This window comes from Parabacteroides sp. CH2-D42-20 (assembly GCF_003670185.1).
Classification (GTDB): Bacteria; Bacteroidota; Bacteroidia; order Bacteroidales; family Tannerellaceae; genus Parabacteroides; species Parabacteroides distasonis.
This window is the reverse complement of record NZ_RAYG01000005.1, coordinates 147,780-167,346: the sequence shown is the minus strand read 5'-3', so window position 1 is coordinate 167,346 and position 19,567 is coordinate 147,780. Positions and strand designations below refer to the sequence as shown.

Sequence of the window (19,567 nt, the reverse complement as noted above, 5' to 3'; positions counted from 1 at the left end):
AGGAGTATTTGTATGACGGCAATGGAACTAAAATGCCTAAAGATGGATTTGGTCGAAGAATTGTTAAGCATCGATGATAAAGACACGCTCAACCGTGTGAAGAACTATCTGAAAAAGCTGAACAATAAAATTAGGACAAAAGCCGAAGAGGAAGAAACGGAATATATTAGCAAGGAAGAAATCTTGGCAGGGATTGATGCCGGGCTGAAAGAGATGCAAGAGCGTAAGCGTAGTGGAAAAAGAGCGAAACACTTAGAAGAACTTATCAATGAATTATAGCATAGTATTTGACAAGTCGTTTGAAAAAGAGGTAAAACGCTTGAGCAAACGTTATCCTTCATTGAAATCGGATTTGATAGAGTTTCAGGAAGAGATCTATGCGAATCCCCAGATCGGGACCGATCTCGGCAACGGCCTTCGTAAAATCCGTATGCGTATCTCTTCCAAAGGACGAGGCAAAAGCGGTGGGGCAAGGGTTATCTCTTTTACGGTAGTGGTAGCCATCGATGAGACAGAGATCAACTTGCTCTACATCTACGACAAAGCAGAACGTGAATCTATAAGCTTGAAAGAGATAGAATAGTTGCTCCGTAAGAACGGATTGAAGTAATATAGATATTGTGATAATATTTTGTCAGAAATATTTGTTCTTTCAATTATTATTGTAACTTTGCGACGTAAATAACAAAAGAAATGAAAATAACGACTACATTACATCACCATCATCATTACAGCGGGCGATAGTTCGGTGGGCTGAATGGTATGTATGTACTCATGATAAAAAGATAAAGGCTTGCCGTTTTGCGGTAAGCCTTTTTTGTTGATATTTATAATATAAAAATAAGATATAGTTATGTTGAGAATTGCGGTACAATCGAAGGGCCGTCTGTACGACGAGACCATGATGTTGCTTGAAGAAGCGGGTATTAAACTAAACAGGGGTAAACGCATTCTGTTATTATCGGCAAAAGGTTTTCCGGTAGAGGTATTATTCCTTCGTGATGATGATATTCCTCAGTCTGTGGCTAACGGTGTGGCGGATATTGGTATTGTCGGAGAGAACGAGTACGTGGAGAAAGGGCAAGAGGCGAAATTGATCAAGCGTCTGGGCTTTAGCAAGTGCCGTCTATCCTTAGCGATCCCCAAAGATGAGGAATATAAGGGGGCTGAGTGGTTTGAGGGAAAAACGATCGCTACTTCCTATCCCGTGATCCTACGGTCTTTCTTAGAGGAGAGAGGCGTGAAGGCGGATATTCATGTAATCAGCGGCTCTGTGGAAATCGCCCCGGGCATTGGTTTGGCGGACGCTATCTTTGATATCGTAAGCTCCGGTAGTACTTTGGTAAGCAATCAATTGAGAGAAGTGGAGGTAGTCCTTCCTTGTGAGGCTTTATTGATCGCTAACAATAATCTATCCAAAGAGAAACTGGAGATCTTGGATGAGCTTCTATTCCGCTTTGAGGCGATTCAAGTCGCCGAGGGCAAGAAGTACGTGTTGCTGAACGCTCCGAAAGAAAAGCTGGATGAGATTATCGAGGTGCTTCCCGGTATGAAGAGCCCGACCATAACGCCTTTGGCAAACGATGAATGGGTCTCTGTTCAATCCGTGATCGCCGAGAAGCATTTCTGGGAAATTATTGGTAAACTAAAATCATTGGGGGCTGAAGGTATCTTAGTGCTTCCGATCGAGAAAATGATTGTATAATATGGAGATTATAAAATATCCCGGACGTGAGGAATGGAGCTCACTAATCAAACGTCCCGCATTAGATGTAACCACCTTGTTCGATACGGTCCGTACGGTATTGGACGAGGTACGCGAGCAGGGTGACACTGCCGTAAAAGCGTATGAGGAAAAGTTTGATAAAGTGCTCCTTTCTTCCCTTCAAGTCTCGGAAGAGGAGATGCGGGAAGCGGATGCCTTGGTCGCTGAGGACTTGAAACAGGCGATTCGTACGGCAAAGGCGAATATCGAGAAGTTCCACGCCTCACAACGTTTCGAGGGAAAGAAAGTGGAGACTACCCCGGGAGTCACTTGTTGGCAGAAAGCGGTAGCGATCGAGAAAGTCGGTTTATATATTCCGGGCGGAACGGCGCCTTTGTTTTCCACGGTATTGATGTTGGCAGTGCCCGCACGTATCGCCGGATGCAAGGAGATCGTATTATGTACGCCACCGAACCGGGAAGGGAAAGTACATCCCGCTATCCTGTTCGCCGCGGAGGTCGCGGGTGTAAGTAAGATATTCAAGGCTGGAGGAATCCAAGCGATAGCGGCGATGGCCTATGGGACGGAATCGGTCCCCAAGGTGTATAAGATCTTTGGCCCCGGTAATCAATACGTGACGGCGGCGAAGCAATTAGTAAGCCTGAAAGAGGTCGCTATCGATATGCCCGCCGGACCATCCGAGGTAGAGGTGATCGCAGACGAGACAGCAAATCCCGATTTTATCGCCGCCGATTTCCTCTCGCAGGCCGAGCATGGGGTGGATAGCCAAGCGATCCTCGTAACCGCTTCGGAAACGATCGTGGAACCCGTGGCCCGTGCCATCCAAGAGCAACTCGATCGTTTGCCCCGAAAGGAGATTACCGAGAAATCGTTAGCGCACAGCCGTATCATCGTATTGAAAGATTCGCGGGAAGTCGTGGACTTCACGAATCAATACGCTCCCGAGCACTTGATTATCCAAACAGCGGATTACACCGCTATCGCGGAGCGAATCGAGAACGCCGGCAGTGTCTTTATGGGTCCATATACTCCGGAAAGCGCTGGTGATTATGCTTCCGGCACGAATCATACCTTGCCGACCAACGGTTATGCCAAGGCATATAGCGGCGTAAACTTGGATAGTTTCATCAAGAAGATCACTTTCCAAGAGATCTCTTCCGATGGTATCCGTGCCTTGGGTAGCACGATCCAAACCATGGCGGCCAACGAGCATCTGGATGCTCACCGCAACGCAGTAACAATTAGATTGAACACGATATGAAAGACCTGAAAGATTTAGTAAGACCGAATGTCTGGAATTTGAAACCGTATTCATCCGCACGTGATGAGTTTCATGGGGATGCCTCCGTTTTTCTGGACGCGAATGAGAATCCGTGGAATGTGCCGTATAACCGTTATCCCGATCCCTTGCAGTGGAAATTGAAGGATCGTCTGGCCGTGCTGAAAGGCGTGGATCGTAACTCGATCTTTTTGGGCAATGGTAGTGACGAGGCCATCGATCTGGTGATCCGTGCCTTTTGCGAGCCGGGGTTGGATAGTGTGGTGACGATCTCGCCGTCGTATGGTATGTATGAGGTGGCAGCGAATGTAAATAACGTGGAATGTCGCAAGGTCTCTTTGGACGAGAATTTCGACTTGGACGCTGACCGAGTGTTGGAATCGGCGGACGAGTGGACTAAAGTGATCTTCCTATGTTCCCCGAATAACCCCAGTGGCAATAGCCTGGATCGTGGCTCGATCTATAAGATATTGAAGAATTATGAAGGAATCGTGGTGATTGATGAGGCTTATATCGACTTCTCCGCTTATCCCTCTTTCTTAAAGGAATTATCGGGATTCCCAAACCTGATCGTTCTTCAAACCTTGTCGAAAGCGTGGGGAGCGGCGGGTATTCGTTTGGGTATGGCATTTGCCTCTCCGGAGATTATCGGTGTCTTGAATAAGATCAAATATCCGTATAACGTCAACCAGCTTACACAGGAGAAAGCTTTGGAGCTCTTGAACGACGAGGCGACCATGAAGCACCAAGTGAACGAGATCCTCACGGAGCGTAACCGGTTGGAGAAGATCCTGTCCGAGCCTCCTTTCTCCTATCAAGTATATCCTTCGGACGCTAATTTCTTGTTGGTGAATGTCGCCAAGGCGGATGCCATGTATAATGGGCTCGTGAAGAAAGGGATCGTAGTGCGTAACCGTAGCAACGTGCAGAAATGCCGGGGTTGCCTTCGTATTACGATCGGTACGCCAAAAGAGAATGATAGCTTATTGAACGCGATGAAAAACATGAAATTATGAGCACGAGGAAAAGAGCGTTGTTTATCGATCGAGACGGCACGCTTGTAAAAGAGCCGCCCGTAGATTATCAATTGGATAGCTTGGATAAACTGGAGTTTGTCCCGAAGGTGATGCGTAACCTCTATTTTATTCGCGAGCGGTTGGATTTCGAGTTCGTGATGGTCTCCAACCAAGACGGGCTGGGTACGCCCTCTTTCCCGGAGGAGACTTTCTGGCCTGCCCATAACTTGATGCTAAAAACGCTGGAAGGCGAGGGGATCGTGTTTGATGATATATTGATCGATCCTTCCTTTCCCGAGGATAATTCCCCGAATCGTAAGCCTCGTACAGGAATGCTTACGAAATATATGACAGGTGAATACGATCTGGAGAATAGTTTCGTGATCGGGGACCGCCTTACGGATATGGAGTTGGCCCATAATCTGGGCGCTAAAGGTATCTGGTTGCGCCCGGAGGAGGGAGCAGAGAGTGAGTTGGCGGCTTACGCTACCTCATTGTCTCCCGCCTATATCACGGATGATTGGGATAAAATCACCGAGTATCTGTTTGCTGGTGAGCGTCGTGCGGTCGTACGGCGTGCCACGAAGGAGACGGATATTTATGTGGACTGGAATCTGGATGGAACCGGAAAGACATCGATCTCTACCGGGCTTGGTTTCTTCGATCATATGTTAGACCAGATCGGTAAGCATTCTGGTACGGACCTGACGGTACGGGTAAAAGGCGACCTGGAAGTCGACGAGCATCATACGATAGAGGACACGGCGATCGCCCTTGGCGAGGCCATGCTGAAAGCGCTGGGTGATAAGCGAGGGATCGAGCGTTATGGGTATTGCCTTCCGATGGACGATTGCTTGTGTAGCGTGGCGCTGGATTTCGGTGGCCGTCCTTGGTTGGTTTGGGACGCTGAGTTCCACCGTGAGAAAGTAGGGGATATGCCTACGGAGATGTTCCTCCATTTCTTCAAGAGCTTGAGCGACGCTGCCCGCATGAATTTGAATATCCGTGCCGAGGGTACGAACGAGCATCATAAGATAGAAGGTATCTTCAAGGCTTTGGCCCGCTCGATCAAGATGGCGATCCGACGAGATATTTATCGGTTTGAGCTACCGAGTACGAAAGGGCTCTTGTAATCTGTAAAAAACACTACTGTATTTGTGCACGAATACAGTAGTGTTTTAGTCTGAATACTATTGTGTTTATCCACAAACACTATAGTGTTTTCGACTCAGATTCTATGACATCAGATAAACCGATAAAAGCCTATAGAGGATATTCCTCGAAAGCATATAGAACCGTGGAGAGATACCTTTCTCCTGTGTCCGGAAGCAACGCCACGATCGTTTTTCCCTCATTCTCCGGAAGTTTAGCTAGTTCCACGGCGGCGTATACAGCGGCGCCGGAAGATATTCCTACCAGCAACCCTTCCTTCCCGGCCAGTTCCCGGCTGGTACGGATAGCGTCATCGTTCGTTACTTGCAGGATCTTGTCAACTACCTCCCCGTTGTAGGTCTTGGGGATAAAGCCGGCTCCGATGCCCTGTATCTTGTGCGGGCCGGGCTTGCCTCCGGAAAGTACCGGTGAATCGCTAGGCTCTACCGCTACGATTTGTACGTTCGGGTTGTGAGCTTTCAATCCGGCACCGACACCGCTGACCGTGCCTCCGGTTCCTACGCCGGCTACAAACAGATCGACTTTACCATCCGTATCACGCCAGATCTCTTCGGCGGTCGTACGGATATGTACGGCCGGGTTAGCGGGATTCTCGAATTGTTGTAGGATGATGGAACCGGGAGTCGCGTCACGCAGTTCCTCCGCTTTGGCGATGGCTCCTTTCATGCCTTCCGCCCCGGGGGTGAGGACGAGTCGGGCACCTAACGCTTTCAATAAATTACGACGCTCGGCACTCATGGTATCCGGCATGGTCAGGATTAATTTGTAGCCTTTCGAGGCGGAGACAAAAGCAAGTCCGACTCCGGTATTACCGCTGGTCGGTTCGATAATGGTAGCGCCGGGTTTCAACAAGCCTTTAGCCTCGGCGTCCTCGATCATCGCCAAGGCGATGCGGTCTTTTACGCTACCAGCCGGGTTGAAATATTCCAGCTTGCCGATTACTTGGGCTTTAAGGCCCTTGCTCGCGTTGAAATTAGAGAACTCCAACAGGGGAGTGTTGCCGACAAGGTCGGTCAGTTGTCTTGCTATTCTTGCCATATACAAATGAATTTTGTTGTTTCTGGATTCTTTTATTTATATGACAAAGATAGTGGATGGATTGTTTACGGCATATACCATAAACCGGGTATTTTTTTACCTCCTTCTATGCGTCACGCACAAAAGGAGGTTACAATCATAATTATATACAAGTCTGAAAGGACTATCTTTAATGTCTGCCTCCTCCTAAGGCTTGGTAGAGGTTTACGGTGGCTTGAAGCTCGTCAAAACGATCCGTTACTTGGGAGAGCTGGGCGCTGAGCAGGGTTTGCTGTGCCGTGAGCACTTCCAGATAAGTGGTGTTTCCATGCGTCATCAGCAATTGGGTGCTACGGACGGCATCTTCAAGCGATTCGATTTGGTGTGTACGCAAGTCGATCTTTCCCTTTGCGGTCTGGGCTTGGGTAAGTGCGTCGTTCACCTCTTTTCCGGCGTTGAGCACGGTTTGTTGGAAAGTGAGCTTGGCCTCTTCTTGCTGCGCTTTCGCTATTTTCAATTGGGCGATATTCGCTCCTTTGTTAAATAGCGGTTGCGTGAGGGAGCCGACCGCCGATAGTAATAGTTTACCCGGATTTACGATGTAACTACCTGCGCTGTTTGTCCACCCCGCGCTGCCGCTAAGACGTAGCGAGGGATAAAAATTGGAGCGTGCGGAGGCTGTCCCGTAGAACGCTTGCGCCAATGCGTACTCGGCGCTACGTACATCCGGACGGTTCGAGAGCATCTGTACCGGGATACCGATAGCCAGATCCGGGGTTAAGGATTGGTCTTCCAACCTTCCTCGCTCAATATCCTGAGGTGTCTCTCCCAATAAGACGGCAAGCGTATTCTCGGTCTCCCGGATGGTCTGTCCCAGATCTTTAACAGAGGTCTCGATGGAGTAGCAAGTAGCCTCGGTTTGCGATACGGCCGCCTCGGTAGTCATGCCGGCTGCCATTAATGCTTGGGTGGTACGAAGGCTTTCTAGCCATTTCACGGCGGTTTCTGTCGTGATCTCGTATTGCCGGTCCAGCATCAATAAGGTGTAATACAGGTTGGCGATATTGGCGATCAGTTGTGTTTGTACGGCTTGGCTATACGCTTGGCTTTGCGACAAGGCGGCTTTCGCTTGTCGTTTGGCGTTTGTCAGCCGGCCGAAGATATCGATCTCCCAACTGGCCGATACCGGGACGTTGTATGTCCACGACGCTTTCGCCTTATCAAAGCTACTTGTCGTGCCCTGTGGATCTAGGGAGAGCGACGGGAGGTCATTAACGCCGCCTCGGCTTCTTGTACCTTTAGATGGGCGATCCGCAGATCTGTATTATTGGCTAATCCTCGTTCGATCAAGGATTGCAAGGCCGGATCGGTGAATAGGTCCCGCCAACTGATATTCCCGATGGAGAAGGTATCTGCCGGGGCTATCTCCTCCCGATATAGATTCTCCGGGAGGGTGGCGACAGGCTCGTATTTCTTGTAAATGCCGCAGCTATTCAACGCTAGCGTCGCTACGGCAAAGAGTATGATGTTATTCTTCATATACATTATATATATACAACTGGATAGATTATTTCTTGCTATCTAAATATTCTTTTCTTTCTTCGGCGGCCTCTTTTACCTCTTCTTGCACCTGCCAATCAAGGGAACGCTCGAATTGGATCGGGCGTAGTTTCTCTTGCAGGTATTGGAACGTGATGAATAAGCAAGGCACGATAAATAACAAAGCCAATGTACCGATCAACATACCGCCAACGGCACCGGTTCCCAACGAGCGGTTTCCATTAGCGCCTACGCCGTTGGAAACGATCAATGGCAGCAAACCGAATATCATCGTAAGAGCGGTCATCAAGATCGGGCGCAGACGAACCTTTGCCGCGCTAAGAGCGGCTGAAGTCAGGCTCATACCGGACAGGCGGCGTTGGGTAGCGTACTCTGTCAATAAGATGGCGGTCTTCGCCAACAATCCGATCAACATGATCAAACCGGTTTGCAGATAAATGTTATTCTCCAATCCCATGAACTTAGCGAACAAGAAACTACCCATCAAACCCATCGGTACGGAAAGAATCACGGCGAAAGGAACAAGGAAACTCTCGTACAAGGCACTTAGGATCAAATAAATCATCAAGATACAGATACCGAAGATGATAATGGTCGTATTACTCTGCTGGTTCTCCTCACGGGTGATACTACCGAAGTCGTAGCCATACCCTTTCGGGAGCGAAGTGGCCGCTGTCTCTTTTACCGCCTTGATAGCATCCCCGGAGCTATATCCATTGGCCGGTACGGCATTGACGGCGATCGAATTATACATGTTGAAACGGGCTAGAGATTCGGCACCGTATACCTTGGTCAAGGTGATAAACTGACTAAGCGGTGCCATCTCGCCGTTCGACATGCGTACGAACGTATTATTCAAGGAGGCCTCATCCAGACGATATTTAGGATCGGACTGTATCATCACCTTATACACCTTCGAGAAACGGTTGATATTCGACACATATTGCCCTCCGTAATAACCGGAAAGGGTTGATAGAACAGCATCCGGAGTGATTCCGGCCCGTTTGCATTTCGCTGCGTCCACATCCACGCGCCATTGCGGGTACTTGATATCGAAGGTAGAGTAAGCCGTAGCGATCTCGGGCCGTTCACGCAAGGCGGCGAGATATTGCTGGGTCGTGTTAAAGAAGGTCGTTAAGTCTCCACCGGCCTTGTCTTGCGTATGCATTTCCAATGCGTTACCCATACCATATCCGGGGATCATGGCCGGGGCGATGGCGAAAATCGTAGCGTCCTTGATATCTGCCGTACGGCCATATACCTGTCCGATCACGGCTTGTACGTTATCTTCCTTGTCCGGGCGCTCATCCCAATGTTTTAGTTTCAAGATGAACATACCGAAAGAGCTACCTTGTCCGGCCAGCAAACCATAACCGGAAACCTTGGAATAAGATTGAAGCTGTGGAATCTGGTTGATCCGTTGCTCGATATTCGTCATGATCTTGTTAGTCGTAGCCAAGGAGCTTCCGGAGGCCGTACTTACGTTGACAAAGACCGTACCTTGATCCTCATCGGGCACCAAGCTGGATTTTGTCGTGTTCATCAAGACGATAAGTAATACGATGGAGCATGCCAACAGCGACCAAGCCAGCCATCTCCGTTTGATAAAGAACAATACCCCATGCTTATATTTCGCGATCATCGAATCGAACGCGGCGTTGAACGCCTTACGGAAGCGGGCGGCGAAGTTATTCTTTTGGGTGCCGTCCTCGTTGATGTAAGGCTTCAATAAGATAGCGCAAAGCGCCGGGCTTAACGTTAATGCGTTAATGGTAGAGATACCTACGGCCGCTGCCATCGTCAAGCCGAACTGCGTATAAAACGTACCGGACGTACCGCTCATAAACGATACCGGGATAAACACGCCCATAAATACCAATGAAGTAGAGACGATGGCGGATGTCAATCCTTTCATCGCGTCCATACTAGCCATATAAGAGGACTTATATCCAACGTCGAACCGAGCTTGGACTGCCTCGACGACAACGATCGCATCGTCCACCACCGTACCGATCACCAATACCAAAGCGAATAAAGTGATCAAGTTAATACTAAATCCGGCGACCGTCATAAAGGCGAACGTACCGATCAAGGAAACTACGATCGCTACCAACGGAACCAGTGTGGAACGGATATCCTGCAAGAAGACATATACCACAAGGATAACGAGGATAATGGCCTCTATCAAGGTTTTTACAACCTCATGGATCGAGGCGTACAAGAAATCATTCGTACTCATCAATTTTACGACCTCGATACCTTTCGGGAAGTCTTTCGAGGCTTCCTCAAGAAAATCGTCGATCTTATTATTCACCTCCGTGGCATTCGATCCGGCTGTCTGGAAAACCATACAGGAGATACCCGGCTTACCGTTTGTTTGCCCGATATAGGCATAACTCTCCTTTCCTAACTCAATGTCCGCTATCTCTTTTAGCTTCAATACCTCTCCATCCTCGGTGGAGCGGATCACGATCTCGCCGAATTCCTCCGGAGTAAGTAGGCGACCGCTATATTTCATGGTGTACTGATACGTCTCGTCCGAGTTCTCGCCTAAAGAACCCGTGGCGGACTCAATATTTTGCTCGGCCAACACGGAGGTCACGTCCGAGGGGATCAATTTGTATTGGGCCATAATGTCGGGCTTCATCCAGATACGCATACTGTAATCGCCACCCATAACCATCAACTCGCCGACTCCGGAGATACGGAGTATCTCTGGTTTTAGGTTGATGCTGATGTAATTACTGAGGAAGTTCTCGTCATAAGAACCGTCCGGGCTATAGAGCGAGAAGATCTGTAACATACTGGTCTGGCGCTTGGAAGTCGTGACACCTACTTGGGTAACCTCGGCCGGCAATTGTCCGGTCGCTTTCGATACACGGTTCTGTACGTTTACGGCAGCCATGTCCGGATCGGTTCCTTGCTGGAAATAGATCGTGATCGTGGCGGTACCGGAGTTGGTAGCCGTGGAGGTCATGTATGTCATATCTTCCACGCCGTTGATCGCCTCTTCCAAAGGAGCTACGACACTCTTCTGCATGGTCTCGGCATTCGCCCCGAAGTAAGTCGTACTGACCATAACGGTAGGAGGGGCGATATCCGGATATTGTTCTACGGGCAAGGTGAAAAGCCCGATGATACCCGCAACCATAATCGTGATGGAAATCACGGCGGACAGTACGGGGCGTTCTATAAATGTGCTAACTTTCATTGTTCTTAATTTTGTTTTACTTCAATCGGTGTTCCTTCACGCAATAAACCTACGCCTTCGGCTACGATCACGTCGCCGCTATTCAATCCGGCGTTTACGATATACTCTTGTCCTCCGTTCACACGGGTCACTTCTACGGGGGCGGATTGCGTCTTGCCGTCCACTACCTTGAAGACAAATACCCGGTCTTGGATCTCGAACGTGGCGGCTTGGGGAATTACGACGCAGTTATCGTATGTAACCGGAATGATCACATTCCCGGAGCCCCCGCTATTCAATAATTGCTCCTCGTTCGGGAATGCGGCACGCAAGCTGACCGTTCCGGTGTTTTGATCGATAACGCCGCTGATCGTCTCGATCTTTCCCGTTTGGGGATAAAGCGATTTATCGTTCAACTGAAGCTCGATCTCGGGCATATTCTCCAAGGCTTTGTCTTTCGAGCCGTATTGACGGGTCAAGGCCAATAGCTGGTTCTCGGTCATGGAGAAATACACATACATTTCGGAATTGTCCGATACCGTGGTGAGCGGTTTGGGTAGGCTTGCGCTTACTAATGCGCCTACACGATAAGGTAGGGTTCCGATGACGCCGTTCGAGGGGCTTTTCACTTCCGTGTAAGAAAGGTTGTTACGGGCGTTCACCTCTTGTGCCTCCGCTTGGGCTAATTGGGCTTTTGCCGAGAGTAGTGTGTTGTAGGCGGTCTTTAGGTCGAACTCGGAAACTACTTTGTTCTTATACAATTCTTGTTTACTCTCGTAGGTCAGTTGCGCTGTCGCTACAGATGCCTTAGCGGCCTCTACGTTCGCAATGGCGGTGTTTAAGGCCGCTTGATAAGGAACTTGATCAATAATAAATAGGACTTGTCCTTTTTTTACGCTCTCGCCTTCTGCTACGCAAAGCTTTGTAATAAAACCGGATACTTGCGGATAAATATCAATATCCTGTTTTCCTCGAATACTCGCCGAGTAATTATTGGACAAAGTCTTCTCCGAAGTGGATACAGTCATTGTCGCATACCCTGAACTTTGTTGGATTACAGGGCTTTGTTTACACCCAACAGCTACGATACACCATAAGGCGATCGCAGTCTTCATCAATCGATTTTGCTTTTTCATCTTAACTAATACCTATATTTTCGGATGCAAAGCTACTCGCTTATCGGCGAACCATTGTTTCCACAATGAGGCGATGATTGTTCATTTTGAGATGGAATGATCCGCTATGTGATAAGGAACCTTTATATTTGCGAACAAAAAAGTAACCGAATGAATCCATTTAAATTAAGAAAAGAAGAATCATTTACCATGGGGGAATCCAACTTAGAAAGCTTGTTGGATAGTCCTTATAAGATAGGGCAGGGAATGATTCTATATTGTTATAGCGGGACGGCAAATATCTCGGTAGATTTAAACAAGTGGGATATCGTGCAAAATACGATTATCTCGTTGATCCCGAAAACAATCTTGACATTGAACCAGAGTAGCGATAATTTCAAGGTACAGTATATCTCTTTTTCGACATCTATGTTTCAAGAGGCGGTGTTCCGCCTAGACCCTTCTTTTTTCCGCTTCATTAAAGATAATCCTTGCCATACCCATTCTTCGAGTGAGGGGGAAATCGTAAATGTCATAATTCGTTTGTTCTGGCTGATTTACTACGATCGGAATAACTTATATCGAGACATGATCGTGAAGAACCAGTTACAGTGCTTCTTCCTTAATATGTACGATAAGACTAGGCATGCGTTTCCCAGCCATCAGCGAAACGGTTATAATCGAGCGGAGGAGATCTTTCATAAATTTATCAATTGTATCCACACCCATTATCTCGACCAGAAAGATGTCTCTTTTTATGCGAACGAGCTTTGTATCTCTCCCCGTTATTTATCGACCATAGCTCGGCAAGTGACGGGCGAGTCAGCGAAGACCATTATAGACCGGCATATCATATTGGAGACAAAGGTATTGTTGCGTACCACGGAAATGACCGTACAGGAGATAACGAATCACTTGAACTTTCCTAGCCAATCCTATCTGGGACGGTATTTCAAGAAGCATACGGGGGAATCACCCATAGAGTATCGAATGAAAAGAAAGTGATGCTACTTACTGCAACCCGCATTGCGGTAAAATGGCTATGGAAGTTTGTTTTTATAAGACCGTGGAAGCTTTTTCCGTTTGCCTTTGATCGAACGTATCAGTAATTAGGGTAAGGGCACCATCTCCCGTCACGTTGCAAGCCGTACCGAAGCTGTCTTGCAAAGCGAATATCGTAAGCAATAATGCCGTTCCTGCCTCGTCGAAACCTAGAATAGCGATGATTAAGCCCAATGAGGCGAGCACCGTACCGCCCGGTACGCCGGGAGCACCGATCGCGAAGAAACCAAGCAAGATGATAAATACGAGCATCGTCGTGAAGTCCGGCATACTTCCATATAATATTTGTGAGACGGTCAATACGAAAAACACTTCCGTCAAGATAGAGCCACATAGATGGATGTTCGCGAACAGGGGGACAGTCACGTCGATTACTTCCTCTCGCAAAATCTTGCTTTTCTTGGCGCAGGTCAAGGCCGTGCCCAAGGTGGCGGCAGATGACATGGTGCCTAAGGCTGTCAAATAAGCGGGTCCGTAGTATTTCAATACGCCCCAGCTATTTTTCCGGGAGTAAATCGATGCGACTACATACAATAAGGTCAACCAGATGTAATGGCAAATGATGACAATCAACAGGACGGATAAAAAGATAGGCAACTGCTTCGTAATCGCCCCCTCATAACTGAGGACACAGAAATTCGCGGCGATGAAAAGCGGCAACACCGGCATCAAGACCCGTTCTACCAATTTAAGTACCATGTTCTGGAATACTTCCAGCAACCTCTCCATCTCCTCGGATTTAACCCATGCGGTAGAAAGTCCCAGCATCACGGCCAATACCAATGCCGACATAACGCTCATCACTGGCGGAATCTCTAGATTAAACAACATGGGAGGGATGTCTTTTAGACCTTCCGAGGCGGTTTGAATATGCAAATGCGGTATTAACTCGTAACCCACAACGGCGCCAAAGGTAGCGGCGCCAACCGATGACAGGTATGCGATACTAAAAGCGAATAATAAGACTTTGGATGCGTTGCTTTTTAAGCGGGCGATGGATGGTGCCACGAATCCTAGAATGATCAACGGAACCAAGAAGAAAATGATCTGTCCCGTAATTTGTTTTACGATCATGACCGCTTTTAACACAGGCTCGTTTACGACAAGCCCAACTAGAAGTCCGATCAAGACGGCCAGTATCAACCGTACGATCGTGTTGGAAAGAATCTTTTTTAGCATATTCGGATGTTTTTATTTTTCAATGACAGCAAATATAAGATAATTTCTTGTGTGAATGGGTGGGTGGACAATTTTCATTACTTTTGTTTGATGAAAATAAAATCGTATTTTATAAATAAGTAATATGAAAAACATGAAACAAGCTTTACTAGTGGCGGGCTGTTTATTGGCTACCACTACATTATTTGCCCAGACTGAGAAGGGGGACTGGGCTCAGTTTGGTCGTTATGCGGAGGCTAACAAGACCGTGAAAGTCCCTTCGAATGTAGTATTTATGGGGAACTCCATTACAGACGGATGGTGGCCGGCGGATTCGACCTTCTTTATCCGGAATAATTTCGTAGACCGTGGGATCAGCGGACAGACAACCTCGGAAATGTTAGTGCGTTTTCGCCAAGACGTTATTAATTTGAAGCCGAAAGCCGTGGTAATCTTGGCGGGAATCAATGATATCGCTCACAATAACGGTGTGATCGCCTTGGAAAACGTGTTTGGGAACTTGGTCTCTATGGCGGAATTGGCGAAGGCGAATCATATCAAGGTGATTTTCTGCTCCGTATTGCCGGCTTATGACTTTCCTTGGAGACCGGGCATGCAACCGGCCGATAAGGTTATCCAGCTCAATAAATGGATCAAGGAGTATGCGGATAAGAATGGTTTGACATACGTGGATTATCATTCCGCCATGAAAGATGAGCGAAACGGATTGCCTGCTAACCTGTCGAAAGATGGTGTGCATCCGACCTTGGAAGGTTATAAGATCATGGAGAAGATCGTATTGGAGGCCATTCATAAAACCGTAAAGTAAGCGGATGAGAAACTATTTATTGGCTTTATCTTGTTGTACGGCTTTATCTTGTTGTACGCAAGTGAAAGTTTCCGAGGTATATACGGCGGCGGCAGAGAACTCTTTACGTGCTCCTGCCGTTCCTTTGGTCACGATCGATCCCTATACAAGCGCATGGTCGTTTGCCGATCAATTGAATGATGAGTCGGTACGGCATTGGACCGGCCGTGATTATCCGCTTCTGGGCAGTATACGGGTAGATGGTAAATCATACCGTTTCATGGGAATGGACGATATACAGGTGACCTCGGTGATCGGTACGGCCTCGGATGGCCTATGGGAGGCCGATTATACGATGTCTCAGCCTGCCGGTGATTGGTTCGCCGAGGCTTATGATCCGAAAGGTTGGAAGCGGGGAAAAGCCGCTTTTGGAACGGAAGATAATCCCAATTGTTCCACGCCTTGGTCTACAGGAGATATCTGGGTACGTCGTACGTTTGACTGGCCTTCGGATGCGCGAAAGGATGCTCTTTACCTTCAATATTCGCACGATGATAATATCGAGGTGTATCTAAATGGAAAGCAAATCGCCGTGGCAGGGAATGGTCTGGACTATGATTTGCTGAAAGAGATACCGGAAGCGGTGGCGGAAAACTTGAAGCCTACGGGTAACGTGTTGGCCGCTCATTGCCGGAACAATGGGGGAGGCGCTTATGTGGATATGGGAATCATGCGGAAGGTGAAACGAGGAGATACGTTCGATGATAAAGCGATCCAGAAATCCGTGAACGTGATGCCTACGCAAACATTCTACACCTTTGAGTGCGGTGGTGTAAGTCTGGACTTGATTTTCACGGCTCCCTTCTTGCTGAATGATCTGGAGGCTATGACTTCTCCGTTTAATTATATAACCTATCAAGTCCGCTCCATCGACGGTAAAGATCACGACGTGCAATTATATATGGAAGCCACGCCGCAATGGGCCGTGAATACGATCGATCAAGAGGTGACTTTTGAGAAAACGGAAACCCCTAATTTAATTTACCTAAAGACAGGAACAATCGATCAAGAGGTTCTGGCGAAAACCGGGGATGATGTACGGATTGACTGGGGATATTTCTATTTGGCTATCCCAAAGAAACCGGGAGTCTCCGCAACGATCGACGAGTATTATGCTACGAAGAAAGCTTTCATGACTACTGGTAATTTACCGGCTGGATCGCAAAGTATCTCTTCGGATATGCGCAAGCAAATGACGGTTCTCGCTTATACGGACCCGATCGGCAAGGTCTCCAAGGAAACCGTCTCCGGACATTTGATGATCGGTTACGATGATTTATATTCGATCCAGTATTTCCAAGACAACCGGATGCCTTATTGGAAGCACGACGGAAAGGTGGATATTCATCAGGCGTTCGAGAAAGGGGAGGCTGCTTATGAGGATCTGATGCGGCGTTGCGGTTCCTTTGATTCTTCTTTGATGAGCAAGACGAGCGCCGTAGGAGGGAAGAAGTACGCCGAGTTATGCGCTATCGCATATCGGCAGGCGATCGCCGCCCATAAATTGGTGACTGATAAAGAAGGGACTCTCTTATTCCTCTCTAAAGAAAATTTCAGCAACGGTTCTATCGGAACGGTGGATATAACGTATCCTTCCGCTCCTTTATTCTTAGTGTACAATACGGATTTGTTGAAAGGAATGATGAACCCTATTTTCTATTATAGCGAGAGCGGACTGTGGAAGAAACCTTTCCCTTCTCACGACGTGGGTACATATCCGGTTGCGAACGGTCAGACCTACGGTGGCGATATGCCCGTGGAAGAAAGTGGTAATATGCTTGTGCTAGCGACTGCCATAGCGGTAGTGGATGGTAATGCCGATTATGCCGCCCAACATTGGGAGGTTTTGACTACATGGGCGAATTACTTGTTGAAGGAAGGCCTTGATCCGAAGAACCAACTTTGTACGGATGATTTCGCCGGGCATTTCGCCCATAACACGAATTTGTCCATCAAGGCAATTATGGGAGTTGCCGGCTACGGGAAATTGGCGGAGATGTTAGGCAAGACGGATATCGCTAGGCAATATACGGAAGCCGCCCGTGAGATGGCCGCTAAGTGGGTAAAAATGGCAGATGATGGCGATCATTACCGCTTGACTTTCGATAAGCCGGGTACTTGGAGCCAGAAATACAACTTGGTATGGGATCGCTTGCTGGGCTTGAATATCTTCCCGAAAGAGGTTGCCGCTATGGAAATGGCTTATTACAAGACAAAGCAAAATAAATACGGTTTGCCGTTGGATAACCGGAAGGATTATACGAAGTCCGACTGGATTTTATGGTCCGCTTGTTTGACCGGATCGATGGAGGATTTTAATACGTTGATGATTCCGGTCTGGAACTATGCCAACGAGACGACTTCACGTGTTCCTCTAAGCGATTGGCATTTTACTTCTGATGGTACGCAACGAGGTTTTCAAGCCCGTTCGGTTGTCGGGGGATATTTTATGAAGATGCTGGAAAAGAAGCTAGGAAAATAATGTTATTCTAAGAAACGGAAGGGGGATGGCCTCCTTCCGTTTCTTAGTTTTGCGCATATGGATATTCACTGGGGGCGATGCCTGTGATCTTCTTAAATATAAGGCTGAAATACTGTACGTTCGGATAACCTAGTTGCCGTGCTACCAGAGCGGGAGTATTACCGTTTTTCAGTAGCATTATCTTAGCCACACTCAACCGTTTGAACTGAAAATATTCCTCCAGCGTTTTGCCGGTCTCGAATCTTAACAGGTCGTTGAAGTAAGCGACAGAAAGATTCAGTTCTGCCGTATAATATTCGATGGTGGGTAGCTGGCCGTTCTCTAATTTGCCGGAAATGATATACTCGTCGAGGAGCCTTTCCAATTTCTCCAAGATAGCCTTGTTCTTATTCTCCCGGGTAATGAACTGTCGCTCATAATAGCGTGTACAATAATCCAATAATAATTCAATGTGGCGGGATAGAATGGTACCACTGTGTGTATCGATGGCATGGTGAAGCTCGTCCTCGATGTTTTCCAGACAACACGTAACTTTGGCTGTCTCACGTTGGGAGAGATGTAGCGCCTCTTCCTTATTATAAGCGAAGAAGGTATAGTTCTTAATATGGTTGTCCAATGACGTGCGGAACAATAGGTCGGGATGGAACGCTAAAAGGTACCCTTTGTCGGGTAACGTATTATTCTCGCTCATACGGAAAATCTCACCGGGAGTAAGGAATACCATCGTAGCGTTGGAATAATCGTAATACTTACGTCCGCAACAATGGCAACCGTCCGGGCAGTCTTCTATCAAGAGTATTGCGTAGAACTCGAACTTTACGGCCTCTTGCTCTAGGTTCGGGCTCTCTAGATTGATGAGGCTTACTTGTGGGTGCAGCGTCTTGCATCCCAAGCACCGGTTACATTCATATACGGTCTTAATATCTAACATCTTCTTGAACGCCTTCTATAGATTCGTTGATAGACCGATCTGCGCACGGTATTCACTTGGCGTGTATCCTACCCGTTTCTTGAATAGCCGACAGAAGTGCTGCGGATATTGGAAACCGAGGGAATATGCGATTTGGCTGACTGTGTCCGCCGTGTCGGAGATACGTTCTTTGGCTAGCTCGATTACTTTCTCTTGGATGTATTCCTGCGGTGATTTGCCGGTTTCCTTCTTGAACATGTCACCGAAATAGTTCGATGAGAGGCAAAGCTTGTCGGCAAAGTATTTCACCGTAGGCAATCCGTCCTGTTCGGCGAGTGCACTTTCGAAATACTCATCCAATAGATTTTCGAAACGTGTCAGCACATCCCGGTTTGTCTTGCCTCGGGTGATGAACTGCCTTTCATAAAAACGCATACAATAATTAAGTAGCAGTTCGATATGGTTTACAAGTAAGGTTTTACTATGTTTATCCACGCCATGTTCCAGTTCCATACGGATAATCTTCAGGCAATCCATCACGATAGATCTTTCTTCTTCCGAGAGATGCAACGCCTCGTTTACCTCGTAAGAAAAGAACGTATATTTCTTGATACTCTTTCCGAGTGACGTTCCACGCAGTAAATCGGGATGAAAAAGAATACCATGTGCGTTTACTTGGACTTTATCGGTGGTCGGGTTTGTTTCCGCTGTTTGCCCGGGGGCGAAGCAAACGATCGTGCCTTCTTGGTAATCGTATGTCTGGCGTCCGTATTTGATATCGCAGGCTTTCTCTAGTTTTAGATACAGCGCATAGATGCCGTAATTGAAGCGGATGAGATCTACACTACTCGTCGCTTTATTCAAATCTATGACACTGACAAGCGGATTTAGGGTTTCGAGGCCATATAGTTTGTTATATAGGTCTACACTATCTAAGTTAAGTATCTTATCCATAGCCGTACGTATTTAATCAATAATTCTGTACGCGAAAATAGAAGATAATTCATATAT

15 protein-coding genes and 1 pseudogene are annotated in these 19,567 nt (G+C 47.6%); 9 read left to right on the top strand and 7 right to left on the bottom strand.

Features of this window, described 5'->3' with window-relative positions; all coding sequences use genetic code 11:
• The first annotated feature begins 12 nt into the window (after positions 1–12).
• From D7V92_RS04880 to hisB, 6 genes are all read left to right on the top strand, one after another.
• Positions 13–279, top strand: a complete 267-nt coding sequence (locus D7V92_RS04880) for a hypothetical protein (RefSeq protein ID WP_036615828.1) — start codon at positions 13–15, stop codon at positions 277–279.
• Positions 269–583: a type II toxin-antitoxin system RelE/ParE family toxin gene (locus D7V92_RS04875; RefSeq protein WP_121772405.1), complete on the top strand. Its 315-nt coding sequence runs from the start codon at positions 269–271 to the stop codon at positions 581–583. The genes D7V92_RS04880 and D7V92_RS04875 overlap by 11 nt, the downstream gene beginning before the upstream one ends.
• Before the next feature lie 270 nt (positions 584–853).
• Positions 854–1,705, top strand: coding sequence for an ATP phosphoribosyltransferase (gene hisG, locus D7V92_RS04870; protein WP_005857196.1), 852 nt, complete (start codon positions 854–856; stop codon positions 1,703–1,705).
• Between the two features lies 1 nt (position 1,706).
• Entirely contained in the window at positions 1,707–2,987 is a 1,281-nt protein-coding gene (hisD, locus tag D7V92_RS04865; RefSeq protein WP_121772404.1) for a histidinol dehydrogenase, read from the top strand.
• Positions 2,984–4,021, top strand: coding sequence for a histidinol-phosphate transaminase (gene hisC, locus D7V92_RS04860; protein WP_022192692.1), 1,038 nt, complete (start codon positions 2,984–2,986; stop codon positions 4,019–4,021). Before hisD ends, hisC begins: the two co-directional genes overlap by 4 nt.
• Entirely contained in the window at positions 4,018–5,154 is a 1,137-nt protein-coding gene (hisB, locus tag D7V92_RS04855; protein WP_121772403.1) for a bifunctional histidinol-phosphatase/imidazoleglycerol-phosphate dehydratase HisB, read from the top strand. Before hisC ends, hisB begins: the two co-directional genes overlap by 4 nt.
• A 130-nt stretch (positions 5,155–5,284) precedes the next feature.
• Here the strand turns inward: hisB and cysK are convergent, their stop codons facing one another.
• The 4 genes and pseudogenes from cysK to D7V92_RS04835 all read right to left on the bottom strand — a co-directional run bounded on the left by cysK (position 5,285) and on the right by D7V92_RS04835 (position 12,097).
• Positions 5,285–6,232 carry a cysteine synthase A gene (gene cysK, locus D7V92_RS04850; protein ID WP_005862606.1) on the bottom strand — a complete coding sequence of 316 codons (948 nt, stop codon included), beginning with the start codon at positions 6,230–6,232 and terminating at the stop codon, positions 5,285–5,287.
• Between the two features lie 169 nt (positions 6,233–6,401).
• Positions 6,402–7,750, bottom strand: a pseudogene (locus D7V92_RS04845) (efflux transporter outer membrane subunit).
• Positions 7,751–7,778: 28 nt separating this feature from the next.
• Positions 7,779–10,982 carry an efflux RND transporter permease subunit gene (locus D7V92_RS04840; RefSeq protein ID WP_121772402.1) on the bottom strand — a complete coding sequence of 1,068 codons (3,204 nt, stop codon included), beginning with the start codon at positions 10,980–10,982 and terminating at the stop codon, positions 7,779–7,781.
• Positions 10,983–10,987: 5 nt separating this feature from the next.
• Positions 10,988–12,097, bottom strand: coding sequence for an efflux RND transporter periplasmic adaptor subunit (locus tag D7V92_RS04835; RefSeq protein ID WP_057326550.1), 1,110 nt, complete (start codon positions 12,095–12,097; stop codon positions 10,988–10,990).
• Positions 12,098–12,247: 150 nt separating this feature from the next.
• Between D7V92_RS04835 and D7V92_RS04830 the strand changes: the two genes are divergently transcribed.
• Positions 12,248–13,081 (top strand): helix-turn-helix domain-containing protein, encoded by an 834-nt coding sequence (locus tag D7V92_RS04830; protein ID WP_057326551.1) that lies wholly within the window; start codon positions 12,248–12,250, stop codon positions 13,079–13,081.
• Between the two features lie 51 nt (positions 13,082–13,132).
• Here D7V92_RS04830 and D7V92_RS04825 read toward each other — a convergent pair whose 3' ends face one another.
• A complete protein-coding gene (locus D7V92_RS04825) occupies positions 13,133–14,317 on the bottom strand; it encodes a dicarboxylate/amino acid:cation symporter (protein ID WP_121772401.1) in 1,185 nt (394 codons plus the stop codon).
• Between the two features lie 124 nt (positions 14,318–14,441).
• Between D7V92_RS04825 and D7V92_RS04820 the strand changes: the two genes are divergently transcribed.
• Positions 14,442–15,125 carry an SGNH/GDSL hydrolase family protein gene (locus D7V92_RS04820; protein ID WP_005857175.1) on the top strand — a complete coding sequence of 228 codons (684 nt, stop codon included), beginning with the start codon at positions 14,442–14,444 and terminating at the stop codon, positions 15,123–15,125.
• Positions 15,126–15,129: 4 nt separating this feature from the next.
• On the top strand, positions 15,130–17,646 hold the full coding sequence (locus D7V92_RS04815) for a glutaminase domain-containing protein (RefSeq protein WP_121772400.1): 2,517 nt from the start codon (positions 15,130–15,132) through the stop codon (positions 17,644–17,646).
• A gap of 43 nt (positions 17,647–17,689) precedes the next feature.
• Here the strand turns inward: D7V92_RS04815 and D7V92_RS04810 are convergent, their stop codons facing one another.
• Positions 17,690–18,577 (bottom strand): AraC family transcriptional regulator, encoded by an 888-nt coding sequence (locus D7V92_RS04810; RefSeq protein ID WP_044545058.1) that lies wholly within the window; start codon positions 18,575–18,577, stop codon positions 17,690–17,692.
• 15 nt (positions 18,578–18,592) lie between these two features.
• Positions 18,593–19,510 (bottom strand): AraC family transcriptional regulator, encoded by a 918-nt coding sequence (locus tag D7V92_RS04805; RefSeq protein WP_036615856.1) that lies wholly within the window; start codon positions 19,508–19,510, stop codon positions 18,593–18,595.
• Positions 19,511–19,567 lie beyond the last annotated feature (57 nt).